Source organism: Nocardia rhizosphaerihabitans (assembly GCF_014646295.1).
GTDB lineage: Bacteria > Actinomycetota > Actinomycetes > Mycobacteriales > Mycobacteriaceae > Nocardia > Nocardia rhizosphaerihabitans.
The window spans coordinates 1,030,666-1,045,303 of the sequence record NZ_BMNE01000001.1; the positions used below are offsets into that span (position 1 = coordinate 1,030,666).

The window sequence follows — 14,638 nt, forward strand, 5'->3', positions numbered from 1 at the left end:
CACGGAAACCCGGGCAAATCTCCGAAGAACGCCTAAGGTTTCTGACCATGACCGACGACGCCGCACCCGCGACCGGGAAAGCCGACGCCGCCGCCACTGCTGGCGCGCCGCCGATGATCTCGATGCGCAACGTGGACAAACACTTCGGTGAGCTCCACGTTCTGCGCCACATCAACCTGGAAGTCCCGCGCGGGCAGGTCGTGATCGTCCTCGGCCCCTCGGGTTCGGGGAAGTCCACCCTGTGCCGCACCATCAACCGCCTCGAACCGATCGACTCCGGCGACATCGCCATCGACGGTGTCGCCCTGCCCGCCGAAGGCAAGGCGCTGGCCGCGCTGCGCGCCGAGGTCGGCATGGTGTTCCAGTCGTTCAATCTGTTCGCGCACAAGACGATTCTCGAGAACGTGATGCTGGCGCCGCTGAAGGTGCGCGGCATCAAGAAGGACGAGGCGCGCAAGCACGCCCTCGCCCTGCTCGACCGGGTGGGCATCGCCAACCAGGCCGAGAAGTACCCGGCGCAGCTCTCGGGCGGCCAGCAACAGCGCGTCGCCATCGCCAGGTCGCTGGCGATGGATCCGAAGGTGATGCTGTTCGACGAGCCCACCTCGGCGCTGGACCCGGAGATGGTCAACGAGGTGCTCGAGGTGATGGTCTCGCTCGCCAAGGAGGGCATGACGATGCTCGTCGTCACCCACGAGATGGGCTTCGCCCGCCGTGCCGGCGACCGGGTGCTGTTCATGGCCGACGGCGAGATCGTCGAGGACACCGCACCCGAGACCTTCTTCACCGCGCCCGCCTCGGACCGCGCCAAGGACTTCCTCGGCAAAATTCTCAGTCACTGAGCCCACCCACCACATCACCAGGAGAAGGACACTCGATGAGGATCAATCGTGCGATGCGGGTCGGAATCGGCGCCGCGGCACTGGCATTGGCTGCCACGCTCACCGCGGGCTGTGGCGGCGGTGACGAGGGGTCGGTGCTCGACCACGCCAAGGACGGCAAGCTGACCGTCGGCATCAAGTTCGACCAGCCGGGCCTCGGCCTGCGCAACACCGACGGCACCTACAGCGGTTTCGACGTCGAGGTGGCCAAGTACGTCGGCGACAAGCTGGGTGTGAAGCCGGAGAACATCACCTTCAAGGAAGCGCCGTCGGCGCAGCGGGAGACGCTGCTCGAGAACGGTCAGGTCGACCTCGTCGTCGCGACCTACTCGATCACCGACAAGCGCAAGGAGAAGGTCGATTTCGCCGGCCCGTACTACGTCGCCGGTCAGGATCTGCTGGTGCGCGCCGACAACACCGACATCACCGGCCCGGACTCGCTGGCGGGCAAGAAGGTGTGCTCGGTGAAGGGTTCCACCCCGGCCCAGAACATCAAGGACAAGTACCCGCAGGCGCAGCTGCAGACCTACGACACCTACTCGTTGTGCATCGAGGCGCTGCGTGGCGGCGCGATGGACGCGGTCACCACCGACAACGTCATCCTCGCCGGCTACGCCGCGCAGTCGCCGGGTTCCTACAAGCTGGTCAACAAGCCCTTCACCACCGAGAAGTACGGCATCGGTATCAAGAAGGGCGAGACCGAGGCCCGCACCAAGGTCAACGACGCGATCGAAGCGATGATCGCCGACGGTTCGTGGAAGGCCGCGCTGGAGAAGTCCTTCCCCGGCACCGGTTTCGAGATCCCGCAGCCGCCCACCGTCGACCGCTACTGATCGCCTCCGCCGCGGGTGGCCCGGAAGCTCCGGGCCACCCGTCACGGTTGATGTCCTGCTGGCCCTTACACACCGATCGGAGGACGCGCGTCCGTGTTCGACCTGATCTCGAGGTATGACTCCCAAATCCTCGACGCCTTCTGGGTGACCATCAAGCTGACGTTCTTCTCCGCGATCGGCGCGCTGATCCTGGGCACCCTCGTCGCCGCCATGCGCGTGTCTCCCATCCCGGTCGCGCGCTGGATCGGCTCCGTCTACGTCTCGATCTTCCGCAACACCCCGCTGACCCTGATCATCGTGTTCTGCTCGCTCGGCCTCTACACCACCCTGGGCTGGAAGCTGGCCGGTGATTCGCTGTCGGACAACAACTATCGCTGGGCGATCGTCGGCTTGAGCGTCTACACGGCGGCTTTCGTGTGCGAGTCGCTGCGCTCGGGAATCAACACGGTGCCGCTCGGCCAGTCCGAGGCGGGCCGTTCGCTCGGCTTCGGTTTCGCGCAGAACCTGCGCCTGGTGGTGCTGCCGCAGGCGTTTCGCGCGGTCATCGCCCCGCTGGGCAGTGTGCTGATCGCGTTGACGAAGAACTCGACGATCGCCTCGGTGATCGGCGTCGGCGAGGCCGCGTTCCTGATGAGCGAGATGAACGAGAACGAGGCAGCGCTGCTCGCGATCGGCGCGATCTTCGCCCTCGGCTTCGTCATTCTCACCCTGCCGACCGGCCTGTTCTTCGGCTGGCTGGCCAAGCGATACGAGGTAGCCCGATGAGCGCACCTTCGGTCCTGTTCGACGCGCCGGGCCCCCGCGCGCGCGTCCGGCATCACCTCTACTCGGTGCTGGTCGTCCTCGCGCTGGCCGTTTTCGGCTGGCTGCTGTTCGACGCGTTCGCCGAGCAGGGCCAGTTCACCGCGGCCAAGTGGAAGCCGTTCCTGGAAGCGGGAGTCTGGGAGACCTACCTGCTGCCCGGTCTGCGGGGCACGTTGACCGCGGCGGCCATCTCGATCGTGTTCGCGCTGATCTTCGGCATGATCTTCGGCATCCTGCGGTTGTCGGATCACCGGTGGATCCGCTGGACCGCGGGCGCGATCGTCGAGCTGGCCAGGGCGATCCCGGTGCTGATCCTGATGATCTTCCTGTTCGCCGTGTTCGGCGAGTACAAGATCTTCCGGTCCGACGACCTGGCGCTGGCCGCGGTGGTCATCGCGCTGGTCATCTACAACGCCTCGGTCATCGCCGAGATCGTGCGCGCGGGTATCCGGTCGCTGCCCAAGGGCCAGACCGAGGCCGCGGTGGCGCTGGGCCTGCGCAAGACCCAGCTGATGCGCCTGATCCTGCTGCCGCAGGCGATCACGGCGATGCTGCCCGCCCTGGTCTCGCAGATGGTGGTCGTGCTCAAGGACACCGCGCTGGGCTACCAGATCACCTATGTGGAGCTGGTGCGCGCCGGTCAGCAGGAGGGTGCGTCACAGCAGAACACGATCCCCGCGCTGATGGTCGTCGCGCTGATCATGATCTCGCTGAACCTGGCACTGACCTTCCTGGCGACGACGCTGGAGAAGCGACTGCGTTCCCGGCGCAAGAAGGGCGGCGGCACCGTCCTTGCCGCCGATTCGATCGTCACCGACGCCGCTCCGGGCGTCGACATCACCAAGAATTAGTTCGGCGAACACCGCGGGGCCCGATACCGATCGGGCCCCGCGGTGTTTTCGTCTGTCCGATCCGGCATACGAGCGGGACTACGCGGTGTAGCGGTAGAACCCCTCGCCCGTGGCGGCGCCGAGCTTGCCCTTGTCGATGTAGTTCTCCTTGAGCCAGGCCGCGAGCTTCTTGTCGGAGTCTCTGCCGTTGATCAGGATGTTGTACGGGGTGGTCAGGCCGATGATGTCGAGGATCTGGAAGGGGCCCATGGGGGCGCCGGTGGCGATGCGCCAGGTCTCGTCCACGGCGGCGGGCTCGGCGTAGCCGCCTGCGGCGAGCTCGATTCCGGAGTTGAGGAACGGCACCAGCAGCGAGTTGAGGACGTAACCGGCCTTCTCCTTGTGCAATTCGATCGGCACCATGCCGATGGCCTTCGCGAACTCGGCGACCGCGCGGAACACCGCCGGATCGGTCTGCTCGGTGCCCATGACCTCGGCGGTGTTGAACTTCCAGACGTGGTTGGCGAAGTGCAGCGCCAGGAACCGGTCGGCGCGGCCGGTGTAGTCGACGATGTCGCTGGGCAGCAGCGTCGAGGAGTTCGTCGCGAACACGGTGCGTTCGGGCGCGAGGGCGCCGAGCTTGCCGTACAGGTCGCGCTTGATCTCGAGTACCTCCGGCACCGCCTCGATGATCAGGTCCGCCTCGGCGGCCGCGGCGGCCAGATCGGCGGTCAGCGTGATGCCCGCCGCGGTCGCCGCGGTGTTGCTCGCATCGGCACCGGCCACGTCCTGCTGGTACACCTTGGCGAGCTCGTCGAAGCGGGTGCGGGCGGCAGTGAGCGCCTTGTCGTCGATGTCGTAGGCGGTCACGTCGAACCCGTGGAATGCGGTCTGGAAAGCGATCTGGGATCCGAGCACCCCCGTACCCAAAACGGTTACCCTGCGGAATTCCATGGTCATTCGTCATCCTCCCAGTCGGTTTCCGGTGTCACCACCGCCGTCCATCATGGCCCGGGAAGCTGAGCCCGCGATGTGAACGACCCACGCGTTTCGGACATCTCGGGCGAGAGGCCGGTAACAGTTCGGCAAACCACCGCGGGTGGATCAGCCGGCGGTGACCAGACCCTCGGCGACCATCCAGTCGCGGGCGACGTCGGCCGGTTCGCGACCGCCGATGTCGACCTGACGATTGAGCTCGGTGATCACCTCGTTGGTCAGGCGCGCGGAGATAGGCGCCATGATCGAGACGACCTCGGGGTGGGCGTCGGCGAACGGGCCGTGCATGACGAGCGCGGCGTTGTACTTCGGGAAGAAGCCGCGGTCGTCGTCGAGCAGCACCAGATCCAGCGCGGGGATGCGGCCGTCGGTGGCGGCGACCGAGCCGAACCGGCATTGCTCGGCGTCGGCGGTCGCCTGGTAGACCAGCGCGTCCTGGACGATCTGTTTGCGCACCGCGCCGACATCGATGCCGTACTTGCGGGCCATCCCCGGGTAGCCGTCCTGGCGGACATTGAACTCGGTGCCCACGCAGGTGGCGGCAGCGGCCGGGTCCTTCGCGATCAGGGCCGCGTAGTCCGACAGCGTGCGCACGCCGGTCTCCTCGGCGGTGCGCCTGCTCGCGACCAGGGCGTAGGTGTTGTTCATCGGCGCCATCGCGGCCCACACCATGTCGTGCTCGGCGCGATCGGCGTCGCGGACGAGCTCGAATTGACGCACCTCGTCCGGCTCGGGTGTCTCGTTACCCAGGTAGTTGATCCAGCCGGTGCCGGTGTAGTCGTAGGCGATGTCGACCTGTCCGTGCAGCTGGGCGTCACGCAGGCTGTTGGAACCCTGGATATTGGTCAGGTCGCGCACATTCGCGCCCGCCGCGGTGAGCGCGAACTCGATGAGATAGCCGAGGATGTTGGCCTCGGTGAAGTCCTTGGAGCCCACGGTGACCGCGACCCCGTCGAGGGCGGGCACGGCCACGATGCTGCCCGGCCCCACCGGCAGCGGCACCGAACTGCCCGACTGCAGACCGCAACTCGCGAGCAGCAGCACACCGGCCACGGGCGCGAACCCGCGCAGCCATCGGGTGATCCTCACCGCAACCCCCTCGGTCCGAGGAACTGTTCGGCCAGCGCGCCCAGCCAGTCGACGAACAAAGCCAGGGCGACCGCGAGCACCGCGCCCACCGTCAAGGTGACGGTGTCGCGCAGTTTGTAGCCGGTGTCGATGAGGATGCCGAGCCCGCCCGCGCTGACCAGGAACGACAGCGTCGCGGTGCCGACGGCCAGCACCAGCGAGGTGCGCAGGCCCGCCAGGATGTAGGGCACCGCGAGCGGAAACTCGATGCGCCGCAACACCTGTACCGCCGACATGCCCTGCCCGCGCCCGGCGTCGATGAGGGTCGGTTCCACTTCCTGGTAGCCGAGGATCGTGTTGCGCAGCACCGGCAGCAGCGAACAGAACGCGATGGGCGCGACACCCACCCAGAATCCGGTGGTGCGGGTGACCAGGTAGCACAGCACGATCAGGCCGATGGCGGGCGCCGACGCTCCGATATTGGCGATGCCGACGAAAATCGGGGCGAGGCGGCGGAATCGGGGCCGGGTGAGCAGGGTGCCCAGCGGCACGGCGACCGCGACCACGATCAACACCACCGCCGCGGTGATCAGGATGTGCTGCCAGGTGACCTCGGCGATATTGCCGACGTTGACGCTGGCCTGCTGGGTGAGCGTGAGGTCGCGCCGGAATGCCCACACCAGCACGCCGACGGAGAGGCACAGCACGATCACCGGTTGCACGAGCAGCCGCAGGAATTCGGCGCGCCGCTGCGCGGCGGGCGCGGCGACCACTGCGGGTCTGTCCAGAGTGGTCATGCCTGCACCGTCTCGGCAGCGCCGGCGGCGGCCAGGTGGCTGATCAGCGTGTCGACAGTGACCACTCCCACGAACGCGCCCGCGCCGTCGACGACGACCGCGGAGGCCGTGCGTTCGGTCAGCAGGATCGCGAGCGCGTCCTGCAGGGTCGCTTCGTCGGGCAGCGTGGCCTGGATCGGCGCGCCGAGGTCGCGCAGCGAATCCGCGTGGGCGAGATCGCTCGCCGGGACCCGGCGCACCGGTCTGCGCTGGGTGTCGAGGACGATGCCCCAATCCTGTTTCGCGGTGTGCAGGCGGTCGGTCAGGTCGGCCGGTGCGGTGTCCTCGGCGACGGCGATGCCCTGGTCCAGGTCGAGGTCGGCGAGGACGGCGAGGCCGAGACGATCGATGGTGGCGGTGGCGCCGACGAAGCCGGCGACCGTCTCGTCGGCGGGGGCGGCCAGGATCGCCGCGGGGGTGTCGTACTGAAGGATGCGGGACCGATCGCCCAGCACCGCGATCCGGTCGCCCAGTTTCACGGCTTCGCCGAAGTCGTGGGTGACGAAGACGATGGTCTTGCCGAGTTCGCCCTGCAGGCGCAGCAATTCGTCTTGCAGCAGGGCGCGGGTGATCGGGTCGACGGCGCCGAACGGCTCGTCCATCAACAGGACCGGCGGGTCGGCCGCCAGCGCTCTGGCGACGCCGACGCGCTGCTGCTGACCGCCGGAGAGCTGGCGCGGGAAGCGGTTGCGGTACGTGGCGGGGTCGAGGCCGACGAGGGAGAGCATCTCGTCGACGCGGGCGCTGGTGCGGCGGCGGTCCCAGCCGAGCAGGCCCGGGACCGTGGCGATGTTCTTGGCCACGGTCAGGTGCGGGAACAGGCCAGCCTGCTGGATGGAATAGCCGATGCCGCGGCGCAATTCGTCGGCGTCGATGGCGGCGGCGTCGCGGCCGCCGATGGTGACGGTGCCCGAGGTGGGTTCGATCAGCCGGTTGATCATCCGCATGGTGGTGGTCTTGCCGCAGCCCGACGGCCCGACCAGGACCACGATCTCCCCGGCCGGGATGGTCATGCTGACCTCCTCGACCGCCGGATCATGCTGGTCGGGATAGCGTTTGGTGACCCGGTCGAGCACGATCTCGACCCCGGACACCGCGGCGGCCGCGGTGTCGGTGCTGGTTGCGGTGTCAGTCACGAATTCCCCTCGAGATGGTGAGCCGGCCGAGCAGCATCAGGATGCCGTCGAGTGCGAGTGCGAGCACGACGATGAGGACGGTCCCGGTCAGCGCCTGGGGCACCGCGTTCGGGCTGCCGAGGCGCGAGAGCCCGGAGAAGATGAGATTGCCGAGGCCGGGACCCTTCGCATAGGCGGCCAGGGCCAGGATGCCCATGATCATCTGGGTGCTGACCCGCATCCCGGCCAGGATCGACGGCCATGCCAGCGGCAGTTCGATCGCGGTCAGCAGCCGCAGCCGGTTCATCCCGACCCCGCGCGCGGCATCGACCACCGCCGGATCCACCGCCGACAGCCCGAGCACGGTGTTGCGCAGGATAGGCAGCAGCGCGTACAGCACCAGCGCCACGATCGTCGGCCCGACCCCGAGCCCGAGGATCGGAATCAACAACCCGAGCAGCGCGAACGAGGGCACGGTGAGGATCGCCCCCGCCGTCGCGGTCGCGGCGGCGGAACCGAGCGGGCTCCGGTACACCAGCACCCCGACGACCACCGCCACGATCGTCGCCAGCGCCAGCGACTGCACCACTGCCGACACATGCAGATACGAATCGACCAGCAACTGCTCACGCCGGTTCACCACGAACGACCACAACGCGTCCAGGGTCCACCTCCCCCTAGTTCGGCAGCCACACCAGGCCCTGTCCCCCGGGATGCCCACCCCGAGATCGGGTGAAACACCCCGTTCCCACACCCCGCCGCAGCTTGCGACGCACGAATCCGCCTGCGCGAAACCACGTTTCACCGGCGACGAATCATCCTACGCGCCGCACATCTGCTGTGTGGCGGTTCGAGCCGTCCTCGCCGACGGCGCTACCTCACTCCGACGAGATCAGCGCGCCACGACCATTCCCGCGAGCGGATAGATCGGCCGCCGGTCGCCGAACCACCGGCGGCTCGTCCTCGAAGGAGACGGACAGCACCATGGTTCGTCCCCCCGCTCACCGATCAGCTTCGGCCAGCTCGGCTTTCACCACGGCATAGGCAGTGGAGGGGCTGTAACCGCGGCGGGCGAGCATGTCGACCAGGCGGCGGGTGGCTTTGGCGCGGTCGAGATCGGCGGACATGGAGCGGAGTTTGCGCCGGACCAGGTCGACGGCGGCTTGGTCGTCGCCGGGGACCGGTCTGCGGGGAGATCGGAGGGTCGCCGTCTCCGGCTCCGGTGTGTCGCCGGTCGTCTCGTCGACGGTGTCCGCCGGGGTCATCGCTTCCACCGCCGCGCGAGATCGGCCCGCGCTGCGCGGTGCGGCCGGGGTGCGGTCTAACCCGGCCTCGTCGAGGGCGGAGGTGACGACGGCGAAGGCGGTGGACTGGTCGTAACCGCGGCGGGCGAGCATGCCGACGAGACGGCGGACCGCCTTGTCGCGGTCCAGGTCTCGCGGCAGGGTCTGGAGTTTGCGGCGGACCAGGTCGGTGGCGCGGGCGCGCTCGGCATCGTCGGTGACGATGGCCAGCGCGTTCTCGGCGTCGGCGGGGGCGACGCCTTTGTCCCGGAGTTCGCGCTGCAGCGCCCGCTTTCCCCGGCCGGAGTAGGTGTGGCGCTCGTGCACCCACTGTTCGGCGAAGGAGCTGTCGTCGATGAGGCCGACCTCGGTGAGCCGATCGAGTGCGGCCGCGGTCACCTCGAGCCGGAAACCCTTCTCCCCGAGGCGCTTCTCCAGCTCGGCACGGCTGCGGGCGCGCACGGCCAGCAGGTTCAGGCAGGCGTCTTTGGCCTGGTCGACGGTGGCCTTGGGACGGTCGCCCGGGGCGAGCCGGCGTGTGCCGGCCCGCCGGTCGGGCTCTCCCGGCTGGGATCCGGCCGCCACCGGATCCGCCTGTCGTCCATTGTCACCACCGACGCCGGTCGACAGGGAGTCTTCGTCGCGCCGGGCGGACCTGCGTCCACGCCGGGCGCGGCGGGGTCGTGCCCCGCTCCCCCACTCTTCATGATCATCCCCGATCCGCGCAGCGGAATTGGGTGGATTGTCACCATCGGCGAATCCGGTCGGGTGCGCGCGCTGCGGATCGCCCGCACCCGACCGAATTCCCTGCGCGTCCGGATCGACTCGTTCGTCACGAGCCGATCGGACGAGTTCAGCGGCCGCTCCCCGCCCACGATCCGCGGACGACGTCAGCGTCTGCGGCTCGACCTCGATGCCGAGGCGAGCCAGCTGCCGTCGCATGTCCTCGACCGGATCGGTCGAGTCGCGGGGTGCGCGGCCGGGGTTCGGCGTGCGCATCGGCTCAGAAGTCGGCGGGCGCGTCGGCCTCGGCGGTCAGGTCGGCGCCGATGCCCAGCTTCTCCTTGATCTTCTTCTCGATCTCGTCGCGCACATCGGTGTTCTCCAGCAGGAACTTGCGGGCGTTCTCCTTGCCCTGGCCCAGCTGGTCGCCCTCGTAGGTGTACCAGGAGCCGGACTTGCGGATGAAGCCGTGCTCGACGCCCATGTCGATGAGCGAGCCCTCCTTGGAGATGCCCTGGCCGTAGAGGATGTCGAACTCGGCCTGCTTGAACGGCGGGCTCACCTTGTTCTTGACGACCTTCACGCGGGTGCGGTTGCCGACCGCGTCGGAGCCGTCCTTGAGGGTCTCGATGCGGCGCACGTCCAGGCGCACGGAGGCGTAGAACTTCAGCGCCTTACCACCGGTGGTGGTCTCCGGCGAGCCGAACATGACGCCGATCTTCTCGCGCAGCTGGTTGATGAAGATGGCGGTGGTGCCCGAGGTGTTGAGCGCACCGGTCATCTTGCGCAGCGCCTGGCTCATGAGGCGGGCCTGCAGGCCGACGTGGCTGTCGCCCATCTCGCCCTCGATCTCGGCGCGCGGCACCAGGGCGGCGACGGAGTCGATGACGATGATGTCGATGGCGCCGGAACGCACCAGCATGTCGGCGATCTCGAGGGCCTGCTCACCGGTGTCGGGCTGGGAGACCAGCAGCGCGTCGGTGTCGACGCCCAGCTTGCGGGCGTAGTCGGGATCCAGGGCGTGCTCGGCGTCGATGAACGCGGCGACACCGCCCGCTGCCTGGGCATTGGCCACCGCGTGCAGCGCGACGGTGGTCTTACCCGAGGATTCCGGGCCGTAGATCTCGACGACGCGACCGCGCGGCAATCCGCCGATGCCGAGCGCGACGTCGAGCGCGATGGAGCCGGTCGGGATGACGGAGATGGGCTGGCGGGCCTCCTCGCCCAGACGCATGACCGCGCCCTTGCCGAAGCTCTTCTCCACCTGCGCCAGTGCCAGCTCCAGCGCTTTGTCGCGATCGTAGGCCTGCGGTGCCATGATGTGGTCCCCTTCTCGAGGTGAGTGTCTCTCTGGTTGGCGCCCACAGTAGAGGCCGGCACCGACAAGTTCTGGCGCCCAGATTAGTCGAACACCCATTCGAGTCAAGCGACGCGCCCACCCAACACGCGAGGACCCGCAAACCCGGCGCACATCCGCAGGCCCGGCGCCTATCGCTGCGGCAGCACCGAGTCGTCACCCTCGGCGCGCGGCCCGAAGATCCGCCGGTCCGATTCATCGATGCGCACGTCGTTGATGCTGGCCTCGCGCCGCGACATCCGCCCGTCCGGCGCGAATTCCCACTGCTCGTTGCCGTAGCTGCGCCACCACTGTCCGGTCTCGTCGTGCCATTCGTACTGGAAGCGCACCGCGATGCGGTTGTCGTGGAAGGCCCACAGATCCTTGCGCAGGACGTAGCCGTTCTCGGTCGACCATTTGCGGGTGAGGAAGTCGACGATCGCGGCATGGCCGGCGAAGAACTCGTCACGGTTACGCCACACCGAATCCTCGGTGTAGGCGGCGGCGACCCGCTCGGGATCGCGGGTGTTCCAGGCGTTTTCGGCGGCAAGGACCTTGGCGCGGGCGGATTCGAGGTCGAAGGGTGGCAGTGGCGGTCGCATGGTGGAACCTCTCCCGGAATGATAACTATCTATTCGATGTTGACAGGTTAGACAGTAGGGTGACCGGGCAGCACCGTCAACCCGTGAAATCGTGACAGTGGTTAGGAGCGGAGTTGGTAACCTCAGGCATGCGCGATCCCCGTCCGCACACCGGCGAACCACCTGCCCTGGACCTGCTCAACACCCGCTGGGCGGGCGCGACCCCGGGTGATCTGCTCACCGATCTCGACGGTCTGCGGTTGTGGCTCGAGCTCACCGGGCTCGCCGATCGCGTCCCCGTCGACGAGCACACGCTGACCGCGCTGCACGCGGCCCGCGATGCCGTCCACGCGGCCGTCACGACCGCCGACCACGCCGCCCTGAACCGGGTGCTCGACCGCGGCCGTCTCCGCCGTGAGCTCACCGACGACGGCCCGCGCGATACCCCGGAGGTCGCCGACCCGGCCTGGCTGCCCGGCTGGCTCGCCGCCGACAACCTGCTGCACCTCATCGCCGAGGCTCCGCACCGGATCCGCCAGTGCGCCCATCCCGACTGCGTGCTGTTCTTCTACGACACGTCCAAGAACGGCACCCGCCGCTGGCATTCCATGGCGACCTGCGGCAACCGCACCAAGGCCGCCCGCCACTACGCCAAGAGCAGCTGAGCGCCGAGCTCAGAACAATTCGTCGAGCAGCCGGTAGTACTCGAGTTTCGCGCGATCGGGGCCGGTCAGCCCGTAGGCGGTGAAGAACGCCACCACCGCGTCGATGCCGAAGTCCTCGGCCAGATCGCGTTCGGCGAGGGCGAGGTCGCGATAGCGGTCGGCCACGCCCAGCGCCGCGACGTCGATCAGCACGCCACCGGCGAGCACATTGCCCGGGGTGAAGTCACCGTGCGCGACGACGAGATCCTCGTCGGAGGGGCGCTGCGCCACCAGGTGCTCGTGGATGGCGGCGGGGGTGAGCTCACGATGGTCGGCGTCGAAATCGGCGGTGTCGACGAAACCCTCGACGACATTGCGGCGTGCCTGCGCCAGCGTCACCTCGAGGCCCCCGTCGAACGGGCAATCGCAGACCGGCAGCGCGTGCAGCGCGCGCAGGGTCTGCCCCATCAGCGCGCCGACCTCGGCCGCGTCACCGGCGAGGTCGGTGAGCGACCTGGCTTCGGCGTCGGCGAGCACCAGGATGTCCTCGGCGAACGCCGCCACCGTGGGCACCGCGATACCCTTGTCGCGCAACCAGTTCAAGCGATCGTGTTCGGCGACGGCCCGCGGTCCGCGTTTGATCCAGTACCCGCCCGAGCGGACGAGATTGCCCCCGCGGCCCTCGTGCTCGTCCGACCACGCCGGCACCGGCCCGAGCAGCTCGGCGATCTCGGGCGGCAGCGGCAGGGCCAGCTCGTCGAGGTGGTCCAGCGCCGCGCGGGTGGACTCGATGAGTTCGGAGTCGCCGTCGGCCACCCGCAACCGCATCGCCTCGTTGAGCAGCTCCCGCGCCTCCTGCGGGCGGTGCTGTTCGGCCAGCGATTTGCCCAGGTGGTGGGCGGCGAAGGAGACGAGATCGGGATCGAGGGCGCGGCTGGCCTCGAGGGCACGCCGGTACAGGGTCTCGGCGTGGGTGGGTTCGCCCTGGTAGCGGTACACGTCGGCGAGATTGATCCAGACGGTGATCCGCCGCTGCTCGGTGTCGGCCAGTTCCAGCGCCTGATCGAGCCGGTCCAGGGCCTCGTCGTGGCGGCCGAGCAGCATCAGCGCGATGCCGAGCCTGCGGAGGCCGCCGAAATCGTGGGGGTCGGCGACCGCGACCCTGGCCGCGAGCGTCTCGGGATCCGCGGGAATCATTCGCAGCCGCTCGTCGAATCGATACGGCCGGGTGTCCGGGTTCTGCGCTGTCACTGCCATGACCTGCTCACCATCTGGTTCGGGGAACATCGAAGTCGGCGCAGAGGGCGCGCCACACATCACGCGGATCGACACCGGACTCGATCGCGGCAGCGCCGGTTCGCCCCAGCGCCGGTATCACGTGATCGGCCAGCATGGCGTCGGCGCGCGCCACGCCGAACTCGGTGTGCATCAGCTCCTGGAATTCGGTCAACCGCACGAAGCCCAAGATACTCGCGCTCGGTGACACCCGACAGGGCCATCGGAAGGCAGGCCGACCCGGCGTGCGCGCTACCGCTTCGCGGCGTCGTGACAGATGTCGACCGGATCCTCGACCCGCGACAGCCCCGCGGCGGCCTCGCGGGCCGCGGCGGCGTAGGCCGGGTCGTCGAGCACCTTGCGCACCGCGGCACCGACCGCCTCGGGGGTCAGCGGCCGCACCAGCACCGAACTGCCCTGCCGCACCGCGCGATTGGCCAGCTCCCACTGGTCGCCACCGCCGGGGACAGTCACCACCGGCACCCCGGCGGCCAGGGATTTGGCGAGCAGTCCGTGTCCGCCGCCGCCGACGACCACCGCGGCCTTGGTGAGCAGTTCGTCCTGGCGGCCCAAGCCTGCGGTGGCCCAGTCGGGCAGGTCGGCCGGTGGGGTGTCGAGCATCGAGACGGCCGCGCGCACACCGAGTCCGGCCAAGCCTGCCAGCACGGTCTCGGCCATCGCGGCCACGCCGGTGTGCGCGGTCGAGGGCGCCACCATCACCAGGGGCGCCTCGCCCGGCGGCACCGGCAGGATCGCGTCGGTCGGTTCCCACAGCAGCGGTCCGACAACGTGGGTGTCAGCGGGCCAGTCCGGGCGGTCCAGCTCCAGCGCGGGCAGCGTGGCGACCAGCCGCGCGGTCGGACCGGGATCCTCGGCGGGCAGGCCGATGCTCTCGCGTGCGGCCGAACGCTGCCGGGTGCCCACCCGGACCGCGCGCGCGGTCATCGTGCGCAGCACTCCGTCGCGCACCCGGCCGCGCACGCCCTCCCCCGGCGCGAGCCCACTGCCGATGGGCGGCAAGGATTTCGAAGGCAGGTACAGCGGATGCGGGGACAGTTCCACCCAGGGCAGCGTCAGCCGTTCGGCCGCCATCCCGCCACCCGCGGTGAGCACGTCGGAGACGACAAGGTCCGGCAGCATCGCGCTGAGTTCGGGCAGGTTCTCGGTCGCGATGTGGGCGGCGCGCTCGTGGATCCGGGCGCCCGCGTCGGTGTCGTCGTCGGTGGGGCGTGGGGCCAGCCCTTTGAGCCTGCGCACGCTGATTCCGGCGGCTCTGGCCGCGTCCAGCCAGCGTGGACCGGTGAACAGCACCGGCTCGTCTCCCGCGTCCAGCAATCGCAGGCACAGCGCGATCGCGGGAAACGCATGCCCCGGATCGGGCCCGGCCACCACAGCTACTCGCATGCCGCCAGACTGCCATATCCCTCGACATG

Annotated in this window: 15 protein-coding genes and 2 pseudogenes; 5 read left to right on the plus strand and 12 right to left on the minus strand. The window is 69.0% G+C overall.

Annotated features, from left to right (window positions below; all coding sequences use genetic code 11):
- Positions 1-113 precede the first annotated feature (113 nt).
- The 4 genes from IEY60_RS04630 (at position 114) to IEY60_RS04645 (ending at position 3,369) form a co-directional block, all read left to right on the plus strand.
- Positions 114-842 (plus strand): amino acid ABC transporter ATP-binding protein, encoded by a 729-nt coding sequence (locus tag IEY60_RS04630; protein ID WP_189024933.1) that lies wholly within the window; start codon positions 114-116, stop codon positions 840-842.
- A gap of 35 nt (positions 843-877) precedes the next feature.
- Positions 878-1,714, plus strand: a complete 837-nt coding sequence (locus IEY60_RS04635; protein ID WP_189024110.1) for a glutamate ABC transporter substrate-binding protein — start codon at positions 878-880, stop codon at positions 1,712-1,714.
- Between the two features lie 93 nt (positions 1,715-1,807).
- Entirely contained in the window at positions 1,808-2,479 is a 672-nt protein-coding gene (locus IEY60_RS04640; protein ID WP_189024111.1) for an amino acid ABC transporter permease, read from the plus strand.
- The gene (locus IEY60_RS04645; RefSeq protein WP_189024112.1) at positions 2,476-3,369 is read left to right on the plus strand and encodes an amino acid ABC transporter permease; all 894 of its coding nucleotides are present in this window, start codon (positions 2,476-2,478) and stop codon (positions 3,367-3,369) included. Before IEY60_RS04640 ends, IEY60_RS04645 begins: the two co-directional genes overlap by 4 nt.
- Positions 3,370-3,447: 78 nt before the next feature.
- Here IEY60_RS04645 and IEY60_RS04650 read toward each other — a convergent pair whose 3' ends face one another.
- From IEY60_RS04650 to IEY60_RS04685, 9 genes and pseudogenes are all read right to left on the minus strand, one after another.
- Positions 3,448-4,308: a 3-hydroxyacyl-CoA dehydrogenase gene (locus tag IEY60_RS04650; RefSeq protein WP_189024113.1), complete on the minus strand. Its 861-nt coding sequence runs from the start codon at positions 4,306-4,308 to the stop codon at positions 3,448-3,450.
- A gap of 144 nt (positions 4,309-4,452) precedes the next feature.
- Complete coding sequence (locus IEY60_RS04655) at positions 4,453-5,433, minus strand: glycine betaine ABC transporter substrate-binding protein (protein ID WP_189024114.1); 981 nt, start codon at positions 5,431-5,433, stop codon at positions 4,453-4,455.
- Entirely contained in the window at positions 5,430-6,209 is a 780-nt protein-coding gene (locus tag IEY60_RS04660) for an ABC transporter permease (RefSeq protein WP_189024116.1), read from the minus strand. The genes IEY60_RS04655 and IEY60_RS04660 overlap by 4 nt, the downstream gene beginning before the upstream one ends.
- Positions 6,206-7,384, minus strand: a complete 1,179-nt coding sequence (locus IEY60_RS04665) for an ABC transporter ATP-binding protein (RefSeq protein ID WP_189024124.1) — start codon at positions 7,382-7,384, stop codon at positions 6,206-6,208. Before IEY60_RS04665 ends, IEY60_RS04660 begins: the two co-directional genes overlap by 4 nt.
- Positions 7,377-8,027 (minus strand): ABC transporter permease, encoded by a 651-nt coding sequence (locus IEY60_RS04670; protein ID WP_189024936.1) that lies wholly within the window; start codon positions 8,025-8,027, stop codon positions 7,377-7,379. The genes IEY60_RS04665 and IEY60_RS04670 overlap by 8 nt, the downstream gene beginning before the upstream one ends.
- 337 nt (positions 8,028-8,364) lie before the next feature.
- Positions 8,365-8,523: pseudogene (locus IEY60_RS36665) on the minus strand (recombination regulator RecX); the annotation flags it as partial.
- 252 nt (positions 8,524-8,775) lie between these two features.
- Positions 8,776-9,645: pseudogene (locus IEY60_RS36450) on the minus strand (regulatory protein RecX); the annotation flags it as partial.
- Between the two features lie 4 nt (positions 9,646-9,649).
- Positions 9,650-10,687: a recombinase RecA gene (gene recA / locus IEY60_RS04680; protein ID WP_189024126.1), complete on the minus strand. Its 1,038-nt coding sequence runs from the start codon at positions 10,685-10,687 to the stop codon at positions 9,650-9,652.
- A gap of 170 nt (positions 10,688-10,857) precedes the next feature.
- Positions 10,858-11,307, minus strand: a complete 450-nt coding sequence (locus IEY60_RS04685; protein WP_189024128.1) for a nuclear transport factor 2 family protein — start codon at positions 11,305-11,307, stop codon at positions 10,858-10,860.
- A gap of 128 nt (positions 11,308-11,435) precedes the next feature.
- Between IEY60_RS04685 and IEY60_RS04690 the strand changes: the two genes are divergently transcribed.
- A complete protein-coding gene (locus IEY60_RS04690; protein WP_189024130.1) occupies positions 11,436-11,951 on the plus strand; it encodes a CGNR zinc finger domain-containing protein in 516 nt (171 codons plus the stop codon).
- A gap of 9 nt (positions 11,952-11,960) precedes the next feature.
- On the opposite strand, the gene IEY60_RS04695 is transcribed toward IEY60_RS04690, so the two are convergent.
- From IEY60_RS04695 to IEY60_RS04705, 3 genes are all read right to left on the minus strand, one after another.
- Complete coding sequence (locus IEY60_RS04695; RefSeq protein ID WP_189024132.1) at positions 11,961-13,187, minus strand: tetratricopeptide repeat protein; 1,227 nt, start codon at positions 13,185-13,187, stop codon at positions 11,961-11,963.
- A gap of 7 nt (positions 13,188-13,194) precedes the next feature.
- Positions 13,195-13,386 carry a DUF3046 domain-containing protein gene (locus IEY60_RS04700; protein WP_189024134.1) on the minus strand — a complete coding sequence of 64 codons (192 nt, stop codon included), beginning with the start codon at positions 13,384-13,386 and terminating at the stop codon, positions 13,195-13,197.
- 71 nt (positions 13,387-13,457) lie between these two features.
- The gene (locus IEY60_RS04705; RefSeq protein WP_189024136.1) at positions 13,458-14,609 is read right to left on the minus strand and encodes a glycosyltransferase; all 1,152 of its coding nucleotides are present in this window, start codon (positions 14,607-14,609) and stop codon (positions 13,458-13,460) included.
- Between the last annotated feature and the right edge of the window lie 29 nt (positions 14,610-14,638).